The organism is Streptomyces sp. NPDC051020 (assembly GCF_040683105.1).
Taxonomy (GTDB): domain Bacteria; phylum Actinomycetota; class Actinomycetes; order Streptomycetales; family Streptomycetaceae; genus Streptomyces.
The window spans coordinates 56,032-74,921 of record NZ_JBFBCG010000003.1 but is presented as its reverse complement, the minus strand read 5'-3'; the positions used below and the strand labels follow the sequence as shown (position 1 = coordinate 74,921).

The 18,890-nt window shown below is 70.4% G+C and carries 17 protein-coding genes and 2 pseudogenes; 3 read left to right on the top strand and 16 right to left on the bottom strand.

From position 1 onward, the window contains the following. Positions 1–15: 15 nt before the first annotated feature. Positions 16–600 carry a bifunctional pyr operon transcriptional regulator/uracil phosphoribosyltransferase PyrR gene (pyrR, locus tag AB0N06_RS02840; RefSeq protein ID WP_358860743.1) on the bottom strand — a complete coding sequence of 195 codons (585 nt, stop codon included), beginning with the start codon at positions 598–600 and terminating at the stop codon, positions 16–18. 196 nt (positions 601–796) lie between these two features. Between pyrR and bldD the strand changes: the two genes are divergently transcribed. After that, positions 797–1,297 (top strand): transcriptional regulator BldD, encoded by a 501-nt coding sequence (bldD, locus tag AB0N06_RS02835; RefSeq protein ID WP_014044812.1) that lies wholly within the window; start codon positions 797–799, stop codon positions 1,295–1,297. Between the two features lie 807 nt (positions 1,298–2,104). Here the strand turns inward: bldD and nusB are convergent. From nusB to AB0N06_RS02770, 13 genes are all read right to left on the bottom strand, one after another. Then, on the bottom strand, positions 2,105–2,536 hold the full coding sequence (nusB, locus tag AB0N06_RS02830; protein WP_358860744.1) for a transcription antitermination factor NusB: 432 nt from the start codon (positions 2,534–2,536) through the stop codon (positions 2,105–2,107). A 2-nt stretch (positions 2,537–2,538) separates the two neighbouring features. Further along, on the bottom strand, positions 2,539–3,105 hold the full coding sequence (gene efp, locus AB0N06_RS02825) for an elongation factor P (RefSeq protein WP_358860745.1): 567 nt from the start codon (positions 3,103–3,105) through the stop codon (positions 2,539–2,541). Between the two features lie 49 nt (positions 3,106–3,154). Next, positions 3,155–4,264, bottom strand: a complete 1,110-nt coding sequence (locus AB0N06_RS02820; RefSeq protein ID WP_366132982.1) for a M24 family metallopeptidase — start codon at positions 4,262–4,264, stop codon at positions 3,155–3,157. A gap of 71 nt (positions 4,265–4,335) precedes the next feature. After that, entirely contained in the window at positions 4,336–5,163 is an 828-nt protein-coding gene (locus AB0N06_RS02815; protein ID WP_366132981.1) for a Pro-rich N-terminal domain-containing protein, read from the bottom strand. Positions 5,164–5,303: 140 nt separating this feature from the next. Beyond that, positions 5,304–5,744 carry a type II 3-dehydroquinate dehydratase gene (gene aroQ / locus AB0N06_RS02810; protein ID WP_266987952.1) on the bottom strand — a complete coding sequence of 147 codons (441 nt, stop codon included), beginning with the start codon at positions 5,742–5,744 and terminating at the stop codon, positions 5,304–5,306. Next, entirely contained in the window at positions 5,741–7,387 is a 1,647-nt protein-coding gene (aroB, locus tag AB0N06_RS02805; RefSeq protein WP_366132980.1) for a 3-dehydroquinate synthase, read from the bottom strand. The genes aroQ and aroB overlap by 4 nt, the downstream gene beginning before the upstream one ends. Then, positions 7,384–8,568 (bottom strand): chorismate synthase, encoded by a 1,185-nt coding sequence (aroC, locus tag AB0N06_RS02800; RefSeq protein ID WP_366132979.1) that lies wholly within the window; start codon positions 8,566–8,568, stop codon positions 7,384–7,386. Before aroC ends, aroB begins: the two co-directional genes overlap by 4 nt. A 147-nt stretch (positions 8,569–8,715) precedes the next feature. Continuing rightward, positions 8,716–9,543, bottom strand: coding sequence for a shikimate dehydrogenase (locus tag AB0N06_RS02795; protein ID WP_366132978.1), 828 nt, complete (start codon positions 9,541–9,543; stop codon positions 8,716–8,718). Beyond that, the gene (mltG, locus tag AB0N06_RS02790; RefSeq protein WP_366132977.1) at positions 9,540–11,393 is read right to left on the bottom strand and encodes an endolytic transglycosylase MltG; all 1,854 of its coding nucleotides are present in this window, start codon (positions 11,391–11,393) and stop codon (positions 9,540–9,542) included. The genes AB0N06_RS02795 and mltG overlap by 4 nt, the downstream gene beginning before the upstream one ends. Positions 11,394–11,488: 95 nt before the next feature. Then, positions 11,489–11,974 carry a Holliday junction resolvase RuvX gene (gene ruvX, locus AB0N06_RS02785; protein ID WP_063756060.1) on the bottom strand — a complete coding sequence of 162 codons (486 nt, stop codon included), beginning with the start codon at positions 11,972–11,974 and terminating at the stop codon, positions 11,489–11,491. Beyond that, positions 11,971–14,640 carry an alanine--tRNA ligase gene (alaS, locus tag AB0N06_RS02780; RefSeq protein ID WP_366132976.1) on the bottom strand — a complete coding sequence of 890 codons (2,670 nt, stop codon included), beginning with the start codon at positions 14,638–14,640 and terminating at the stop codon, positions 11,971–11,973. Before alaS ends, ruvX begins: the two co-directional genes overlap by 4 nt. Beyond that, positions 14,640–14,993, bottom strand: a complete 354-nt coding sequence (locus AB0N06_RS02775; RefSeq protein WP_366132974.1) for a DUF6167 family protein — start codon at positions 14,991–14,993, stop codon at positions 14,640–14,642. The genes alaS and AB0N06_RS02775 overlap by 1 nt, the downstream gene beginning before the upstream one ends. Positions 14,994–15,000: 7 nt before the next feature. After that, the gene (locus tag AB0N06_RS02770) at positions 15,001–15,450 is read right to left on the bottom strand and encodes a DUF948 domain-containing protein (protein ID WP_037695363.1); all 450 of its coding nucleotides are present in this window, start codon (positions 15,448–15,450) and stop codon (positions 15,001–15,003) included. Positions 15,451–15,639: 189 nt separating this feature from the next. Here AB0N06_RS02770 and AB0N06_RS02765 point away from each other — a divergent pair. Further along, positions 15,640–15,825, top strand: a pseudogene (locus AB0N06_RS02765) (hypothetical protein); the annotation flags it as partial. 155 nt (positions 15,826–15,980) lie between these two features. Here the strand turns inward: AB0N06_RS02765 and rpsD are convergent. Beyond that, the gene (gene rpsD, locus AB0N06_RS02760; protein WP_358860756.1) at positions 15,981–16,595 is read right to left on the bottom strand and encodes a 30S ribosomal protein S4; all 615 of its coding nucleotides are present in this window, start codon (positions 16,593–16,595) and stop codon (positions 15,981–15,983) included. A gap of 190 nt (positions 16,596–16,785) precedes the next feature. On the opposite strand from rpsD, the pseudogene AB0N06_RS02755 reads away from it, so the two are divergent. Further along, positions 16,786–17,461 (top strand): annotated as a pseudogene (locus tag AB0N06_RS02755) (DUF2470 domain-containing protein). Between the two features lie 9 nt (positions 17,462–17,470). Here the strand turns inward: AB0N06_RS02755 and AB0N06_RS02750 are convergent. Beyond that, positions 17,471–18,844 carry a replication-associated recombination protein A gene (locus AB0N06_RS02750; protein ID WP_366132973.1) on the bottom strand — a complete coding sequence of 458 codons (1,374 nt, stop codon included), beginning with the start codon at positions 18,842–18,844 and terminating at the stop codon, positions 17,471–17,473. Positions 18,845–18,890 lie beyond the last annotated feature (46 nt).

Here is an 18,890-nt window from a genome sequence, read left to right as displayed (position 1 = left end):
TACGGATGTGTGCAGCTACTGCTCGCCTGCCGGGGCGGTCTGCTGGACGCCGAGCAGTACGGCGTCACGGCCGTCCTCCTCGGCGAGCTGGACCTTGACCGTCTCCCGCAGCGACGTGGGGAGGTTCTTGCCTACGTAGTCGGCACGGATCGGAAGCTCGCGGTGGCCGCGGTCGACGAGGACCGCAAGTTGCACCGCGCGGGGCCGGCCGATGTCGCCGAGCGCGTCGAGCGCGGCGCGAATCGTGCGGCCGGAGAAGAGAACATCGTCCACCAGGACGACCAGGCAGCCCTCGATGCCCTCACCGGGGATCTCGGTACGGGCCAGGGCGCGCGCCGGGCGCAGCCGCAGGTCGTCGCGGTACATGGTGATGTCGAGGGAGCCGACCGGCATCTTCCGGCCGGTGATCTCCTGGAGCTTGTCGGCGAGCCGACGGGCGAGAAAGACGCCTCGGGTCGGGATGCCGAGCAGGACCACGTCGTCGGCGCCCTTGGCGCGTTCGACGATTTCGTGGGCGATGCGGGTCAGTACTCGGGCGACGTCGGGAGCCTCCAGAACGGGGCGTGCCGCATTGCCGGTGGCTTCGTGCTGTGCGTCCATAAGAAACGGACCTCCTTCTCCGCCTCACTGGACGGACCTTAAAGGACGTCGAAATTGCGTCATCAACGTTACCAGGGCTTGAACCCGACCCTGGTCGCACCCCCGGGAGGTGCCGGTCCGGACCATTCGGCTTGACGCATCCAAGTAACGCTGCGTAACCTCACAGTGAGTTACCAGACTTCGTCCGGGGAGCCTTATGTCCAGCGAATACGCAAAACAGCTCGGGGCCAAGCTCCGTGCCATCCGCACCCAGCAGGGCCTCTCCCTCCATGGTGTGGAGGAGAAGTCCCAGGGCCGCTGGAAGGCCGTCGTGGTCGGCTCGTACGAGCGCGGCGACCGCGCCGTGACCGTGCAGCGCCTCGCCGAGCTGGCGGACTTCTACGGGGTTCCGGTGCAGGAGCTTCTGCCGGGTACGACGCCGGGCGGGGCCGCAGAGCCGCCGCCGAAGCTTGTTCTGGACCTGGAGCGCCTCGCCCACGTCCCGCCGGAGAAGGCCGGACCGCTGCAGCGCTACGCCGCGACGATCCAGAGCCAGCGCGGTGACTACAACGGCAAGGTGCTTTCGATCCGCCAGGACGACCTGCGCACGCTGGCCGTGATCTACGACCAGTCGCCGTCCGTGCTCACGGAACAGCTGATCAGCTGGGGCGTGCTGGACGCGGACGCGCGTCGCGCGGTTGCCCACGAGGAAGGCTGACGTCCGGGGCTGAAGCCCCGGCCAGCAGAAACGTACCGCCGGGTTGCCGGGTGCCTTTTCGGGCCCGGCAACCCGGCGTTTTTCCTGCCCCGGTCCGGGGGGCGGGGTCGCCCCGGCGGGCGGTGCGGTTCTCGCACCCGGGTCCGGGGCGGGGGTTCCGTCCTCAATCGCCGGACGGGCTTGATTTTCGGCGCCGCGCCCCGGGGGCGCCGCCGCACTGCGCGGTGGGTGGTGGGCGGGGCCCCTCCGGGGCGTCTCCTCAGAACTGGCGCGGAAGCCGGCAACGCGGGCGAACCCGGCACGAGCGCCAGCCCCTGCGGGGACTCCCCTGCACGGCCCCACCCAGGCATCACTCGCGCCTGCGCCCCGGCGGTCGTGACAAGAAGGCACACCGGGCCGCTGACGCGCGACGTCCGGTCCGGGGCCGTGCAGGGGAGTCCCCGCAGGGCGACGAACAAAGACCCGGGCTCCCTCGCGTACCCGCCGAACGTTCGTCGCCCGAGGAGACACCCCGGAGGGGCCCCGCGGACCACCACCCACCCGACAAGGCGACGGTGCCACCGGAGAGCCAGGCGGACACCTCAAGCCCGTCCGGCGCTTGAGGACGGAACCCCCCACCCCCGTGGGCCCGAACCCGCCGGACACGGCAAGCCCGCACACCCAAGCCCGTCCGGCGCTTGAGGACGGAACCCCCCACCCAGTGGACCGGGCACCACACCACGCAACGCCCCGCCCAGGCGCACCGCACGCCGAAGGGCCCACGGTCAGCTGACCGTGGGCCCTTCGTGGGCTGAACGCCGCCGCAGCCTACGCCTCGCGGCGAAGGTTCGGCTTGAGGTCCTTGAACCGGGCGAGCAGCCCGTTCACAAAGGACGGGGAGTCATCCGTGGAGAACTCCTTGGCAAGCTGGACCGCCTCGTCGATGACCACCGCGTCCGGCGTCCCGTCCACCCAGATCAGCTCGTACGCACCGAGCCGCAGGATGTTCCGGTCGACGACCGGCATGCGGTCGATCTCCCAGTCCACGGCGTAGGTGATGATGAGGTCGTCGATCCGGTCCGCGTACTGCGCGTACCCCTCGACGAGCTCCATCGTGTACTCGGTGACCGGCGGCTGACGGGGGTCGGACCGCGAGAGCCGAACCCAGTCCGCGAGGACCGTCTGCACGGACTCACCGCGCTGGTCGGCCTCGAAGAGGATCTGGAAGGCGCGCTTGCGGGCCGTGTTCCGGGCAGCCACGGTTAGCTGTTCACCCGGCCGAGGTAGTCGCCCGTGCGGGTGTCGACCTTGATCTTCTCACCGGTGGTGATGAAGAGCGGGACGCCGATCTCGTAACCGGTCTCCAGCGTGGCGGGCTTGGTGCCACCGGTGGAGCGGTCGCCCTGGACGCCCGGGTCGGTGTGCTGGATGGTCAGCTCGACGGCGGCCGGCAGCTCGACGTAGAGCACCTCGCCCTCGTGCTGGGCCACGGAGGCGGTGAAGCCCTCGATGAGGAAGTTGGCGGCGTTGCCGACAGCCTTGCGGTCGACCATGAGCTGGTCGTACGTGTCCATGTCCATGAAGACGAAGTACTCGCCGTCCATGTACGAGAACTGCATGTCGCGGCGGTCAATGGTGGCCGTCTCGACCTTCACGCCGGCGTTGAACGTCTTGTCGACGACCTTGCCGGAGAGCACGTTCTTGAGCTTGGTGCGCACGAAAGCCGGGCCCTTGCCGGGCTTGACGTGCTGGAACTCGACGACGGACCAGAGCTGGCCCCCGTCGAGCTTGAGCACCATGCCGTTCTTGAGGTCGTTCGTGGAAGCCACGGTTGCGGAATCTCCTGGACTGAAGCTGGTGGACGGCCAAGGATGCGCGCTAGAGCGCGAGCAGCTCCTTGGTCGTAATGGTGAGTAGCTCGGGTCCGCCGTCCGCCTCGGGGCGCACGACGAGCGTGTCATCGATCCGGACCCCGCCCCGGCCCGGGAGGTGGACCCCCGGTTCGACGGTGACCGGCACACAAGCGTCCAGTTTACCCATGGCCGCCGGTGTCAGCTGCGGGTCCTCGTCGATTTCGAGTCCCACACCGTGCCCGGTCCAGGGTGCGAGACCCTCTCCGTGGCCTGCGGAGTCCAGGAGATGCCGGGCCGCGCGGTCCACATCACGGTACGCCGTGCCCGGCACGAGAGCCTCACGTCCGGCCCGCTGAGCGGCGAAAACCAGGTCGTACAGATCGATCTGCCAGGCGGCGGGCGCGGTCCCGATGACAAACGTACGGCCGATCTCGCACCGGTAGCCGCGATAGTTCGCGCCGAGACAGACGGAGAGGAAATCTCCCTCCTCCACACGCCGGTCCGAGGGCCGGTGGCGGCCCTGACCCGAGTTGGGTCCGGTGGCGACCGAGGTGGCGAAGGCGGGACCGTCGGCGCCGTGGTCCACCAGCCGCCGTTCCAGTTCCAGGGCGAGGTGCCGTTCGGTGCGGCCGACCAGAATCGATTCGAGAAGTTCGCCGAGCGCCTGGTCGGTGATCTCGGCGGCGATCCGCAGGCAGGCGATCTCCTCCTCGTCCTTGACGAGGCGCAGCTGCTCGACCGTGGCGCCGAGATCGGTCAGCCGGAGCCGCGGGGCCACCGAGCCCATGGCCCGGTGACGGGAGACCGTCAGATCGTGTTCCTCGACGGCGAGCGATTCCGCGCCGGAGGCGGTGGCCAGGTCGGCTGCGGCGACCGCCGGGTCGTCGCCGCCGGAGGGCGACAACAGGGCCAGCCGCAGCTGGTCGTCGGTGTGCTCGTAGTCGGGCTCGCCGGTCGGCGCGCGGGGGCACAGCAGAACGTCCTCGTCGGGGCCGAGCAGCAGCACGGCACCCGGGGGCGCTCCGCCCGCGAGATAGCGGACGTTGGCGGAGCGGGAGACCAGGGCGGCCGCGGATCCGACGGCGGCGCACCGGTCGCGGAGCAGCCCGCGGCGGACGGCGTACACCTCTGACATGCCACGAGCCTACGAGCGGGGGCGGCGGGCCGCCCGGTCAGCGCATCCGACCGGGGGCGGTCGGCCGGTCGTCACCAGGCCGGCGGGCTGGCGATCGAGCGGGCGAGTACGTCGTCGAGGACCCGGGCCGTGGTCTCCACGTCGTACGTCGAGTTGTCGATGATCGGCAGCCCCGAGCCGTACCAGCCCGCCATCCGGCCGTGGATCCGGGCAACCTCCTCGTCCGACAGGCGGCGGTTGCCACTGCGGGCGGCGTTGCGCTCCAGCACGATCTCCAGGCCGGGCAGGAGCACCACGGGCAGAAGCCCCGGGCCCACATGGCGCTTCCAGCCGCCCAAACCCACGACGGGGCGGTCGGGGAAGACCGCGTCGTCGAGGATGCAGGAGATCCCGTTGGCCAGGAAATTACGGGCGGCGAAGCCGCAGGTGCGGCGGGCCAGGCGGTACTGGGCCTCCGAGTGGTCGTTCCACCCGGTCTGCGGGTCGGCGAAGCCGGAGCGGACCCATTCGCGGACGTCGTCGAGGCTGACGTGGGCGGTGGGAACGCGGCGGCGGCTGGCCCACAGTTTGGCCACGGTCGTCTTGCCCGCGCCCGCGGGGCCGATCAGGAGGACGGCGAGCGTCGCCGTGCCCGTGCCGGGATCGGCGGGTGGTGCGGGCAGCGGCACGGGGCCGCCTGGCGGCAGCTGGATGTGCCCGGTGGTCTCCCGGGAGACGGGCGCCGGGGCGTGGTGCGGGGCGGGGCCCGTCCAGCCGGCGCCCCGGGGCGCGGGCTGGGGCGGGGGCGGGGGCCCCGGCCGACCGGGGTGGCCGGGGTGCTGGGCCTGGTGCGTCCAGCCGACAGGTCCGTTTCCGGATCCTTGGGGCGGCGGCAGCGGGGCCCCCACTGCGTGCTGCATCCGGTGCCACTCCGTCTCGTACAGGCAACTGGCGCTGGTGGAACGGCAACCGTACCGTCCCCGGCCGCCGCAGAGGCAACGGTCGGGGACGGTACGGAGTGCCCCGGCGGCCGGTGATCCGGCCGAGGCCCCGGTCGGTCTCAGTCCGTCAGTTCGTCGGCGAGGGCGCGCAGGGCGAGCCGGTAGGAGCCGATACCGAAGCCGGCGACGGTCCCCGTGGCGACCGGCGCGACCACCGAGGTGTGGCGGAATTCCTCCCGTGCGTACGGGTTCGAGATGTGCACTTCGATGAGCGGGGCGGTGCGCTGAGCGGCCGCGTCCCGCATTCCGTACGAGTAATGGGTGAAGGCTCCCGGGTTGAGAACGACCGGAATCGACCCGTCTGCGGCCTCGTGCAGCCAGCGGATCAACTCGCCCTCGTCGTTGGTCTCCCGGACGTCGACGTCGAAGCCGAGCTCCTTGCCGAGCGTCCGGCAGGTCTCGACGAGTCCGGCGTACGACGTCGCGCCGTACACATCGGGCTCACGGGAGCCGAGTCGGCCGAGGTTCGGTCCGTTGAGCACGAAGACCCGGCGGGTCACGCCGACACCTCCCCGTACGCGGCGAGCAGCACCGCCGGGTCGGGTCCCTCCAGGACGGTGGGCTTGCCCAGGCCGTCGAGGACGATGAAGCGCAGCAGGTCGCCGCGGGACTTCTTGTCGATCTTCATGTTCTCCAGCAGCCTGGGCCACTGGTCGCCGCGGTAGGTGAGCGGCAGTCCGACGGACTCCAGTACCGTGCGGTGCCGGTCTGCGGTGGCGTCGTCGAGGCGTCCGGCCAGCCGGCCCAGCTCGGCGGCGAAGACCATGCCGACGGAGACGGCCGCGCCGTGGCGCCACTTGTAGCGCTCGTTCTTCTCGATCGCGTGGGCGAGGGTGTGCCCGTAGTTGAGGATTTCGCGCAGCCCGGACTCCTTGAGGTCGCTGGAGACGACCTCGGCCTTGACCCGGATGGAGCGCTCGATCAGCTCGGCGGTGTGCGGACCGGCGGGCGTCCGGGCGCCTTCCGGGTCCGACTCGATCAGGTCGAGGATCGCGGGGTCGGCGATGAAACCGGCCTTGATGATCTCGGCCATGCCGCTGACGTAGTCGTGCACCGGCAGCGAGTCGAGAGCGGCGAGGTCGCAGAGCACCCCGGCCGGCGGGTGGAAGGCGCCGACGAGGTTCTTGCCCTCGGCGGTGTTGATGCCGGTCTTGCCGCCGACGGCCGCGTCGACCATGGCGAGCACGGTCGTCGGTACGGCGATCCAGCGCACCCCGCGCAGCCACGTCGCCGCGACGAAACCGGCCACGTCGGTGGTGGCGCCGCCGCCGACGCCGACGATGACGTCGGTGCGGGTGAATCCGGTCTGGCCGAGCGCCTTCCAGCAGTACGCCGCGACCTCGACGGTCTTGGCCTCCTCGGCGTTCGGCAGCTGGATGGCGATGGCCTCGTACCCCTGGTCGGCGAGGTCCTGCCGGACTGCCTCTCCGGTCTCGGCGAGCGCCTCGGGGTGCAGGACCGCGACCCGCCGGGCGCGGTCGCCGATCAGCGAGGGCAGCTCACCGAGCAGCTGCCGGCCGACCAGCACCTCGTACGGGTCGGTGCCCGCACTCCCGGCGATCTGGATGCGTGTGGGTCCCTGGTCCGTCATGCGTGTGTTCTCCCGGCCGGGCCCCGCGGGGTCGCCCGCGCGCTCCGGCAGTTCCAGTGCGTCGAGGACCGCCTGGGCGACCTCTTCGGGTGTGCGCTCGTCGGTGGCCACGGTCGCCCGGGCCACCTCGTCGTAGAGGTGGCGGCGCGCCTCCATCAGCTCGCGCCACTGCCGGCGCGGGTTGACGGCGAGCAGCGGGCGCGCGGCGTTCAGCCCGACCCGCCTGACGGCCTCCTCCACGTCCATCGAGAGATAGACGACAGCGTGGCCGGCGAGCAGGGCGCGGGTCGTCCCGTCGAGCACGGCGCCGCCGCCGAGCGCGAGGACGCCGGTGTGCTCGGCGACGGCGGTGCGTACCGCCTGCCGCTCCAGCTCGCGGAAGTACTCCTCGCCCTCGTCGTAGAAGATCTCCGAGATCGGCTTGCCCGCCGTGGCCACGACATCCGCGTCGGTGTCCCGGTAGGTGGTGCCGAGCCGGTCGGCGAGCAGCTCACCGACCGTGGACTTGCCGACGCCCATCGGGCCGACGAGGACGATCAGCGGGCCGCTCATCGGATCTGGAGGTGGTCGAGGTACGACTGCACGTTGCGGCGGGTCTCGGGGACGCTGTCCCCGCCGAACTTCTCCGCCACGGCGTCGGCCAGGACCAGCGCGACCATCGCCTCGGCGACGATACCGGCGGCCGGCACCGCGCAGACATCGGAGCGCTGGTGGTGTGCCTTGGCCGGTTCACCGGTGACGACGTCGACGGTGGCGAGCGCGCGCGGCACGGTGGCGATGGGCTTCATCGCGGCACGGACCCGGAGCAGCTCGCCGGTGGTCAGACCGCCCTCGGTACCGCCGGAGCGGCCGGAGGCGCGCTTGATGCCGTCCTCGGTGACCAGGATCTCGTCGTGCGCCTTCGAGCCGGGAACCCGTGCCAGGTCGAAGCCGTCGCCGACCTCGACACCCTTGATCGCCTGAATGCCCATCAGCGCGGCGGCGAGGCGCGCGTCGAGGCGGCGGTCCCAGTGCACGTGCGAGCCGAGGCCGACCGGCACTCCGTACGCGAGCACCTCGACGACACCGCCCAGGGTGTCGCCGTCCTTGTGGGCCTGGTCGATCTCGGCGACCATGTCCTTGCTCGCGGCGGCGTCGAGGCAGCGCACCGGGTCGGCGTCGAGCTTCTCGACGTCGGCAGGCGTGGGGTAGACGCCGTACGGCGCCTTGGCCGCGGCCAGCTCGACGACGTGGCTGACGATCTCGATGCCCGCGGTCTCCTTGAGGTACGAGCGCGCGACGGCGCCGAGCGCCACCCGGGCCGCGGTCTCCCGGGCGCTGGCGCGCTCCAGGATCGGCCGGGCCTCGTCGAAGCCGTACTTCTGCATGCCCGCGAGGTCGGCGTGGCCGGGCCGGGGGCGGGTCAGCGGGGCGTTACGGGCCAGGGTGGCGAGCTCGTCGGGGTTGACCGGGTCGGCCGACATGACCTGCTCCCACTTGGGCCATTCGGTGTTGCCCACCATCACGGCGACCGGGGACCCCATGGTCAGACCGTGGCGTACTCCACCCAGGAAAGTGACCTCGTCCTTCTCGAACTTCATCCGTGCGCCGCGGCCATAGCCGAGCCGCCGCCGGGCGAGTGCGTCCGCCACCATCTCCGTGGTGATCGGGACGCCGGCGGGAAGACCCTCCAGCGTCGCCACCAGTGCGGGGCCGTGCGACTCCCCCGCGGTCAGCCAGCGCAACCTGCTCAACGGTGCTCCTCATGCTCGCGCCTGGAACTGCAACGGCGCGACCGGGTGCGCGGCCCTGGCCCGCCGCCTTCGATCCTCCCACGCCCGGGCCCCCCAACCGGCCGCCGGTCCAGCAGACGGACGGATCGCGGCGCGCGATCGGTGTGGTCAGCGGGCGGCGAGCGCCTCTTCGCCGGCCTTCCGCATGGCTGCGAGCGGGGCGGGCGAGCGGCCCGTCATCTGCTCGACCTGGAGGACGGCCTGGTGCACCAGAAGGTCGAGACCTCCGACGACTGCACCGTTACGAGCTGCCCAGGCGGCAGCGAGTGCGGTGGGCCAGGGCTCGTACAGCACATCGAAGAGCGTGCCGGGTGCGTCCGGTACCGCACCGGCCAGCGCGTCCGTCGCCCCGGCCGGCGTGGTCGCGATCACCAGGGGGGCGTGCAGTGCCTGCTTCGCTTCCGCCCAGTCGGAGATCCTCACGTCGACACCGAGCCGTTCGCCCCAGCCGCGCATCTCGTCCCCGCGCTCCTGGCTGCGCACGTAGGCCGTGACCGCCCCTGTGCAGATCACCGCGAGCGCGGCGAGCGCGGAGGACGCGGTGGCTCCGGCACCGAGGACCGCGGCGGACTCCACCTTGTCCACGCCGCGTTCGCGCAGGGCGGCGATCATGCCGGGGATGTCGGTGTTGTCGCCGACGCGACGGCCGTCCCGCGTGAAGACGACGGTGTTGACGGCCTCGACCGAGGAGGCGGTCTCGCTGACGGAGTCCAGCAGCGGGATGATCACGCGCTTCAGCGGCATGGTCAGCGAGAGTCCGGCCCAGGAAGAGTCCAGGCCCTCGATGAAGCCGGGAAGCGCGTGCTCGTCGATCTCGAACCGGTCGTAGGTCCAGTCGGTGAGACCGAACTCGGCGTACGCGGCCCGGTGCAGGACCGGAGAGAGCGAGTGGGCGATCGGCGAGCCGAGGACGGCTGCCCTGTGCGCGTGGGTCACTGGCCCGACTTCTTCCGTTCTGCCTCGTATTTGGCCACGTTCTTGTTGTGCTCGGCGTTGGTCACGGAGAACAGGGTTTTGTCCTCCGTCACCGACACGAAATAGAACCACGGTCCGGGCGTCGGGTTCATGGCGGAGTGCAGAGCGGCACTACCGGGGTTGTTGATCGGCCCAGGTGGCAGGCCGTGGATGTAATACGTGTTGTACGGCTCCTTCCACTGGCGCAGATTCTTCACCGTACCGAGGTCCAGGGTGCTCTGTTTCTTCGCATAGTTCACGGTCGAGTCGAAGTCCAGGAAACCATTCGTCTCGACGTTGTTCGGCTTGAGACGGTTGTAGACGACCCGCGCGACCTTGTCGAAGTCACGCTTGTACTTGCCCTCGGCCTGAACGAGGCTCGCGACCGTCATCAGCTGCCAGGGGTCCTTGAGGCCCAGCTTCCTGGCGCTCGCCTCGAGGTCGACCTTGTTGTATTCCTCGTTGGCCCGGGTGACCATCTGCTTAAGGACGGCCTCCGGCTTCATCCCCTTGGTAGCCGGATAGGTCGCGGGGTAGAGGAAGCCCTCCAGTGGGTCCTTGAGTTCCGGGTGGTTCTTGGCCCATTGCGGGAGCCCGAGGCTGCCCGCTTGTTTCTTGGCGACATCGCCGGTGGTGCCTGCCTTGAGACCGAGCTTCTTGTCGATCAGCGCGTAGACGTCGGCGTTGCGCCGGCCCTCCGGGACTGTCAGCACGTTCTGGCTCTTCGGGTCGAGCATCATCTTCACGGCCTCGGCCGCGGACATCTCCTTGTGCAGGAGATAGACCCCCGCCTGGATCGACTTCCCCTTGGGGTTCTCGGCCTGCGCGGCGATGAACGCGTCGACGCTCTTGACGACGCCCTTCGCCTTCAGGATGCTGCCGATCTCGTTGCCGAGGGCGCCCTCCGGGATCTCCACCTCGACGCTGCCGGAGCCCTGGCCCGAGTAGTCGGGTGCCGCGCCGAATTTGTTCTGCCAGTACGTGTAGCCGACGTAGCCCGCCCCGCCGACACCTCCGGCGAGGACCACGGCGACGACGAGGCAGGCGCAACCGCTGCGGTTCTTCTTCTTGCCCTTGCCGCGGCGTTCGCCGCCGCCTCGGCCGCCCCTGCGACCGTCGCGCGGATCGTCGTCGTACTCGTCATCGTCGTCACGGGGGTCCCGGCCGTCACGGTCGTCGTCGGTGCCCGTGAAGAAGGGGTGCGTCTCCTCCTGGGGCACGTCCGGGTCCCAGTCGGGGTTCTGCGGCGGGGCCTGTTCAGGCGCGGCCTCGCGTCGGCCCGGGGGCTGCGGCGGCGGGTACGCATCGGGCGTGCCGTAGTTGTCGTGCGATTCGCCGTAGCCGTTCGTTCCGTTCCCGTACGGATCGTTCGGAGGGGTGCCGTACGGCATCGCGGCCTGCTGGCCGGTGTCCCAGCCGCCGTTGTACTGCGGCTGGGGGGCCTGCTGCGCGTACGGGTCGTGCTGCGGCTGCTGCGCGTACGGGCCGTGCTGCGGCGGCTGCTGTGGCTGCTGCGCATACGGGTCATGCTGCTGCGGCTGCTGCGGCTGCTGTGGCTGCTGCGCATACGGACCGTGCTGCTGTGGCTGCTGCGCGTACGGGCCGTGCTGCGGCGGCTGCTGCGGCTGCTGCGCGTACGGGTCCTGCGGGGCGCCGTACTGCTGGTGCTGCGGGTACGGCTGCTGCGGCGGCTGCTGGGCGTAGGGACCCTGCGGACCACCGTACTGGCTCTGGCCGTGGGCAGCCTGCTGGCCTCCCCATCCCTGGTCCCCGTACAAGGGATCCTCGGGACGCCACGGTTCGGAGCCGGGGCCCCGGCCATACTCAGTCATCGATCCCCTAGAGCCGCGAGACGACGTTCCGCCTCTTTGCTGTGCGGTGTTTGTTCGAACACCGCCGCATCGCGCGGAACGTTACCGTATCGCGATCAGACAACCACTTCGACGCCCTCGCCCGGAGCTTTACCTGAGGCTCGTTCCGACTCCAGAGCGTTCTGGAGGATCACCACAGCGGCAGCCTGATCGATGACAGACCGGCCCTTCTTGGACTTCACGCCCGAGGCGCGCAGTCCTTGACTCGCCGTCACTGTGGTCATCCTCTCGTCGACCAATCGCACTGGAATGGGTGCGGCCGAGCGGGCAACCTCCTGGGCGAAGAGCCGGACCTTGGCCGCCGCGGGCCCTTCACCGCCGCCCAGAGACCTCGGCAGGCCGATGATGATCTCGATCGGCTCGTATTCCTCGACGATCTGTCCCAGCCGCCGGTGGGCGGCCGGGACGTCACGACCCGGCACGGTCTCCACCGGCGTGGCGAGGATCCCGTCGGGGTCGCACGAGGCGACCCCGATCCGGGCGTCCCCGACGTCGATCGCGAGACGACGTCCGCGGCGCATCTGCGTCACTCCCGCCGTCACGCCGTCTCGGTGACGAGGCGTTCGACCGCGGCGATGGCCTCGCCGATGGCGGCCGGGTTCTGGCCGCCACCCTGGGCGACGTCCGGCTTGCCGCCGCCTCCGCCGCCGAGGGTCTTGGCGGCCGTGCGGACCAGGTCACCGGCCTTGAGTCCGCGCTCGCGGGCGGCCTCGTTGGTGGCGATGACTGTCAGCGGGCGGCCATTGGCCGTGGTGAACAGGGCCACGACGGCAGCGCGGCCGCCCTGGATGCGCCCGCGGACGTCGAGGACCAGCTTGCGCAGGTCGTCGGCCGAGGTGCCGTCCGGTACCTGACCGGTGACGACGGCGACACCGCGAACGTCCTTGGCGGACTCGACGAGCCCGGCGGCGGCCTGCAGGACCTTCTCCGCGCGGAACTTCTCGATCTCCTTCTCGGCGTCCTTCAGCTTGCCGAGCATGGCGGAGACCTTCTCCGGAAGCTCCTCGGGGCGGCCCTTGACCAGCTCCTGGAGCTGGGCGACGACCGTGTGCTCCTTGGCGAGGAAGTTGTACGCGTCGACGCCCACGAGGGCCTCGATGCGGCGCACACCGGAACCGATGGACGATTCACCGAGCAGCTTCACCAGACCCAGCTGCGCGGTGTTGTGAACGTGCGTACCGCCGCACAGCTCCTTGGAGAAGTCACCGATGGTGACCACGCGGACCCGCTCGCCGTACTTCTCGCCGAACTCGGCGATGGCGCCCTGCTTCTTGGCCTCGTCGATGGACATGACTTCGGCCTGGACGTCGAGCTCCCGCGAGAGGACCTCGTTGATCTTCTGCTCGACGTCGGTGAGGACCGTGCCGGGGACGGCGGCGGGCGAACCGAAGTCGAAGCGGAAGCGGCCCGGCGAGTTCTCCGAACCGGCCTGGGCGGCCGTCGGGCCCAGTGCGTCGCGCAGCGCCTGGTGCGTGAGGTGCGTGGCGCTGTGGGCGCGGGCGATGGCGCGGCGACGGGTGTTGTCGATGGCGGCGTAAGCGGAGGCGCCGACCGTCACCTCACCGACCTGGACCGTGCCCTTGTGGACGGAGACGCCCGGGACGGGCTGCTGGACGTCGCGCACCTGGATGACGGCGCCGGTGTCGAGCCGGATCCGGCCCTGGTCGGCGAGCTGGCCACCGCCCTCGGCGTAGAACGGGGTGCGGTCGAGGACGACCTCGACGTCGTCGCCCTCCGTGGCGGCGGGCGAGGGCACACCGTCGACGAGGAGGCCGACGATGGTCGACTCGCCCTCGGTTGACGTGTACCCGGTGAACTCGGTGGTGCCGGAGTTGTCGGCCACCTCGCGGTAGGCGGACAGGTCGGCGTGGCCGGTCTTCTTGGCCTTGGCGTCGGCCTTGGCGCGGTCCCGCTGTTCCTTCATCAGGCGGCGGAAGCCGTCCTCGTCCACGGCGAGGCCCTGCTCGGCGGCCATCTCCAGGGTGAGGTCGATCGGGAAGCCCCAGGTGTCGTGGAGCAGGAACGCCTTGTCGCCGGCGAGGACCTTGCCGCCGGCGGCCTTGGTCTCGGTGACGGCGGTGTCGAGGATGTTGGTGCCGCCCTTGAGGGCCTTCAGGAAGGCGGCCTCTTCAGCGAGGGCGACGGTCTCGATGCGCTTGCGGTCGGCGATCAGCTCCGGGTACTGCTGGCCCATCGACGCGATGACCGTGTCGACGAGCTCAGCGACGACCGGGCCGGTGGCGCCGAGGAGGCGCATGTTGCGAACGGCGCGGCGCATAATGCGGCGCAGCACGTAACCGCGGCCCTCATTGCCGGGCGTGACGCCGTCGCCGATGAGCATGACGGACGTACGCATGTGGTCGGTGACGACCCGGAGGGAGACGTCCGAGGTGTGGTTGTCGCCGTAGCGCACCCCGGTCAGCTCGGTGGCCTTCTCGATGACGGCCATCGAGGTGTCGATCTCATACAGGTTCTGCACGTCCTGCAGGATCATCGCGAGGCGCTCGAGGCCGAGGCCGGTGTCGATGTTCTTCGACGGCAGGTCGCCGAGGATCGGGAAGTCCTCCTTGCCGTCGCCCGCGCCCCGCTCGTACTGCATGAAGACCAGGTTCCAGATCTCCACGTACCGCTCGTCGTTGACGGCCGGGCCACCCTCGACGCCGAACTCGGGACCGCGGTCGTAATTGATCTCGGAGCAGGGGCCGCACGGGCCGGGGACGCCCATGGACCAGAAGTTGTCCTTCTTGCCCAGGCGCTGAATGCGCTCGGCGGGGACGCCGATCTTGTCGCGCCAGATCTGCTCGGCCTCGTCGTCGTCGAGATAGACCGTGATCCACAGCCGCTCGGGGTCGAGACCGAAGCCGCCGTCCGCCACGGAGCTGGTGAGAGCCTCCCAGGCGTAGCTGATGGCGCCTTCCTTGAAGTAGTCGCCGAAGGAGAAGTTGCCGCACATCTGGAAGAAGGTGCCGTGCCGGGTGGTCTTGCCGACCTCTTCGATGTCCGGCGTACGCACACACTTCTGCACGCTGGTGACGCGCTGGGCAGGCGGCTTGACCTCGCCGAGGAAGTACGGCTTGAAGGGGACCATGCCCGCGGGGACCAACAGCAGAGTCGGGTCGTCCGCGATGAGCGACGCCGAAGGCACGACGGTGTGCCCGCGCTCCTCGAAGAAGCTCAGCCAGCGGCGACGAATTTCAGCCGACTCCATCAGTGGTCCTCATTCCGGTTGTACGAGTTGTAGGGGAGCTTGCGGTAAGCGGTGGCGTCGGCGGCCCGGGCGGGCTCGGCCGCCTCGACCGCGAAGTGACGCTGCAGGGGGAGTTCGGGGTTGACCGGCGCCTCAAGGCCCAGCGCCTCGCCCAGTTCGGCCTCGCGCCGGGCCATGCCGTCGCGGACGTCGAGGGCGAAGCCCTTGAGCTTGTGACCGCTCTCGATCGCCCTGTCGGCGGCGCGCGCCGCGAGGCTCTCGGGGGTCAGCTGCCTGAGCTTCCGGTTGACCTTGGTGGTGGCCCAGACGCCGGCGGCTGCGCCGGCGGTGAACCAGAACGTACGGCGGAACATCGCTGCGTCAGTCCTTCGATCCGCGGGAACTTCTGCCGCCCTGCTTCTTGGCTCGCGCGGACGGCACCGTGCGGCCGACGATCACCGTGCGTCGGGACGCCCGGCGGGCCGGCTCGGCTTCCGGAGCGGTCCGGCGGCCGATGGCCTGCCGTACTCCGTAACCGAAGGCGGCGACCTTGACCAGCGGCCCGCCGAAGGTCGATGCGACAGTCGTGGAGAGCGCCGAGGCGTTGGAGGTGACCTCCTGGACGTCCGTCGCGATCGCGTCGACCTTGTCGAGCTGCGTCTGCGCGGAGCGCACGGTCGCGGACGCGTCGGCGAGCAGCGGAACGGCCTGCTCGGTCACGTCCGCCACGAGTTTGGTGGTCGCCCTGAGCGTCTGGGCCAGCCTCACCAGGACGACGGCGAGGAACGAGACCAGGATCGCCCAGAAGACGGCCACCAGGATCCCGGCCACCTCTCCACCGGACACAATGCACCGCTCTCTGGCTTGTCGAATCGTCGTCTCCCGACCCTATCGCGCCGGGGGCCACGCCCCCTACCGCATTCCTGGTGAGCGGGCCGCAGTTGCGCAAAGGAGATTGCACGGAGAGCTTCCGCGTCAGTACTCTGCGTGTTTCATACGACGCTCTCAGCGCCCCTCTCCCACCCGGAGCTGCTGGAACATGCGGTGGTCGACGCACTGGGACTCGCCGAGCACACCAGGAGGTCGCCCCGCACGACCCTCCTCGAACATCTCGCCGAGCGCCAATTCCTCCCGGTGTTCAACGGCTTCGAGCATCTCGTCGACACCTGTGCCGGACTCGTGCAGGAGTTGCTGCGCCGGGCGCCGGTTGCGGCGCGGTGACCAGAGCGCTGGCGGGCAGGCCCGTGGAGGCGGCGGCCGGGACCCGTGCCCGCGCCGGTCGGCAGAACGCGGAAGCCCGCCGCCTCCCCGACATCGGGGAGGGGCGGGCCTGAGCGCTGGTGAGAGCGGCTACGCCTGGATCAGCGGGCGTAGTACTCGACGACGAGCTGCTCGTCGCAGATCACCGGGATCTCCTTGCGGTTCGGGTCCCGGTCAAGGCGGAAGGCCAGGGCCTTCAGGTTCACCTGCAGGTAGCGCGGGGTCTCGCCGTCGGGGGCGTAACCACCCTCGCGGGCCACCTGGAAGGGGTGCTTGTCGCGGCTGCGCTCGCGGACCATCACGATGTTGTCGGGACGGACGCGGAACGACGGCTTGTCGACCTTGCGGCCGTCGACCTCGATGTGGCCGTGCACGACCATCTGACGGGCCTGGTAGATCGTGCGGGCGATGCCCGAACGCAGGACCAGCGCGTCGAGACGGCGCTCGAGCTCGACGACGAGCGCCTCGCCCGTCTTGCCCTCGGCCTTCTTGGCGCGGTCGTACGCGCGCGCCATCTGGCGCTCGCTGATGTCGTACTGGGCACGCAGACGCTGCTTCTCGAGCAGACGGACCTTGTAGTCCGAGTTCTGCTTGCGGCCACGGCCGTGCTCGCCCGGCGGGTAGGGGCGGGACTCGAAGTACTTGACGGCCTTCGGCGTCAGGGCAATGCCGAGCGCACGGGACTTCTTGACCTTGGGACGCGACTGGTTAGGCACGTTCTCCAGACCTCCGTTGTGGGTTAGGTTAGGCTCACCTTACTCAAGGAGATCGCATGTCTCGCCCTGGGAACACCACACACACGTCACGGACAACACAGACAGCGTCGACGCCACCGAGGGCGTCGATACGACGGAGGACCGATCAGATCGTGGTCAGCCGCGTCCCAGCGGGCTTGAAATCACTCGGATGCCGTCAGCAGCCGAGCGCACACGAACTCTCGTACAGAGTACCTGTTCGGCGGTACTGCTCATCCCCGGGATGAGTACTGCGGGCTTCGACCAGCTGATCCCCCCGGACCGGAGCGTGGGCCCCGAAGGGGATCTGCTCCTCGAACTCCCTGCCGATTCCCCGGCCGTACGGGCCGCGGCACACGCCAGGACGACGAGTTGACCGCTGTGCTGGAGATCACGAACGTCGCGCCGGCATCGGTGCCGCACCGCATCCGCGGCCGGGCGCCCGCGCGTACCCGGGATGGCCGGGCCGGATGATGCTGCGGCTGGCGACGGGTGAGGCGTCCGTCGACGATCTGTGGGGCCCGCAGGGCGTCGAGTCGGCGAAGTTCCGTGACGTCCACCGCGGACTCGCTCGTCGCCCACTGGGCGGAACTGCTGCAGCATCTGCACGCGGCGCACGGCGCACGGCTGAACATGCTGTGCGGGCTGCTGGACGAGCGGACGGACGCTGCGCGTCGCACACGCCCTCCGTCGTCCCGGTCGCGCTCGACCGCTTCGGGCTGCGGGTGCGGTTCCGCGAGGCGGACGGGCGGTGCTTCGACGCCCGCTTCGACTTCCCCGAACCGGTGCCTGACATGGTCGGGCCGCACCGGCCTATGCACACGCTGTTCGAGGCGGCGGCGCACTGAGCGTGCGCCTCAGGCGTCCGCCCCGCCGTCGGAGCCGCCGCGGCCGAGCCGCTCGCGGACCCGGTCCACCACGTCCGCGTACCGCGCCTCCGCCCCGTACCGCGTGGGCCGGTAGTAGTGCCTGTCCCGGACGGCATCGGGAGCGTACTGCTGGGCGGCGATCCCGCCGGGGACATCATGCGGATAGACGTAGCCCTGTGCGTGCCCGAGCGCGGCGGCGCCCTTGTAGTGGCCGTCGCGCAGATGGGCCGGGACCGGACCGGCCAGCCCCTTCCGTACGTCCTCCTGGGCCGCGAAGATCGCGAGCGTCGCCGCGTTGGACTTGGGGGCGAGCGCCAGCGCGATCGTGGCATGGCTGAGGGTGAGCGCCGCCTCCGGAAAACCGATCAAGGCCACGGCCTGGGCGGCAGCGACCGCCGTGGGGAGGGCTGTCGGATCGGCGAGGCCGATGTCCTCGCTGGCGGAGATCATCAGCCGCCGGGCGATGAACCGGGGGTCCTCCCCCGCCTCGATCATCCGGGCCAGATAGTGCAGCGCTGCATCCACGTCGGAGCCACGGATCGACTTGATGAGGGCGCTCGCCACGTCGTAGTGCTGGTCGCCGTCCCGGTCGTACTTCACCGCTGCCCGGTCGACGGTCGCCTCGACGGTCTGGAGAGTGATCTCCTTCTCCTGCATGGCGAGCGCCGCGCCGGCCGCTGCCTCCAGCGCCGTCAGCGCGCGCCGCGCGTCTCCCCCGGCGATCCGCAGCAGATGCGCCTCCGCGTCCTCGGGCAGGGTGACCGCGCCGCCGAGTCCGCGCTCGTCGGTCAGGGCGCGGCGCATGAGAGCGCGCAGATCCTCGTCGGTGAGCGATTCCAGGGTAAGGAGCAGCGAGCGCGACAGCAGCGGCGAAATGATCGAGAAGTACGGGTTCTCGGTCGTCGCGGCGATGAGCGTCACCCAGCGGTTCTCCACGGCGGGGAGCAGGGAGTCCTGCTGGGCCTTGGAGAAGCGGTGGATCTCGTCGAGGAAGAGAACGGTCTCCTTGCCATAGCCGCCGGTGGCCCGGCGGGCGCCCTCGATGACGGCCCGCACTTCCTTGACCCCCGCGGTGATCGCGGAGAGCTCGACGAAACGCTTGTTGGTGGCCTTGCTGACCACGTACGCCAAGGTCGTCTTGCCGATGCCGGGCGGACCCCAGAGGATCACCGACGACGGGCCGGCCGGCCCGCCGCTCCCCTCGCCGACGAGGCGGCGCAGCGGCGAGCCCGGCTTCAGCAGATGCTGCTGGCCGACGACCTCATCGAGCGTCCGGGGACGCATCCGGACAGCGAGTGGGCTGCTGGACGGGTCCTTCTCCTGGCGGTCTTCGGCGGCTGCGGTAAAGAGGTCGGGCTCCACGGTTTGAAGCCTATGTCACGGCGCCGACAGCGCCGCCGGGCCGGTC

What these genes read in the sequence shown, in the direction of transcription:
- AB0N06_RS02815 (WP_366132981.1), bottom strand. Translation starts at nt 5,163, where the DNA reads ATGCAGCACGCAGTGGGGGCCCCGCTGCCGCCGCCCCAAGGATCCGGA.
- pyrR (WP_358860743.1), bottom strand. Translation starts at nt 600, where the DNA reads ATGGACGCACAGCACGAAGCCACCGGCAATGCGGCACGCCCCGTTCTG.
- aroB (WP_366132980.1), bottom strand. Translation starts at nt 7,387, where the DNA reads ATGAGCGGCCCGCTGATCGTCCTCGTCGGCCCGATGGGCGTCGGCAAG.
- AB0N06_RS02820 (WP_366132982.1), bottom strand. Translation starts at nt 4,264, where the DNA reads ATGTCAGAGGTGTACGCCGTCCGCCGCGGGCTGCTCCGCGACCGGTGC.
- bldD (WP_014044812.1), top strand. Translation starts at nt 797, where the DNA reads ATGTCCAGCGAATACGCAAAACAGCTCGGGGCCAAGCTCCGTGCCATC.
- mltG (WP_366132977.1), bottom strand. Translation starts at nt 11,393, where the DNA reads ATGACTGAGTATGGCCGGGGCCCCGGCTCCGAACCGTGGCGTCCCGAG.
- AB0N06_RS02775 (WP_366132974.1), bottom strand. Translation starts at nt 14,993, where the DNA reads ATGTTCCGCCGTACGTTCTGGTTCACCGCCGGCGCAGCCGCCGGCGTC.
- alaS (WP_366132976.1), bottom strand. Translation starts at nt 14,640, where the DNA reads ATGGAGTCGGCTGAAATTCGTCGCCGCTGGCTGAGCTTCTTCGAGGAG.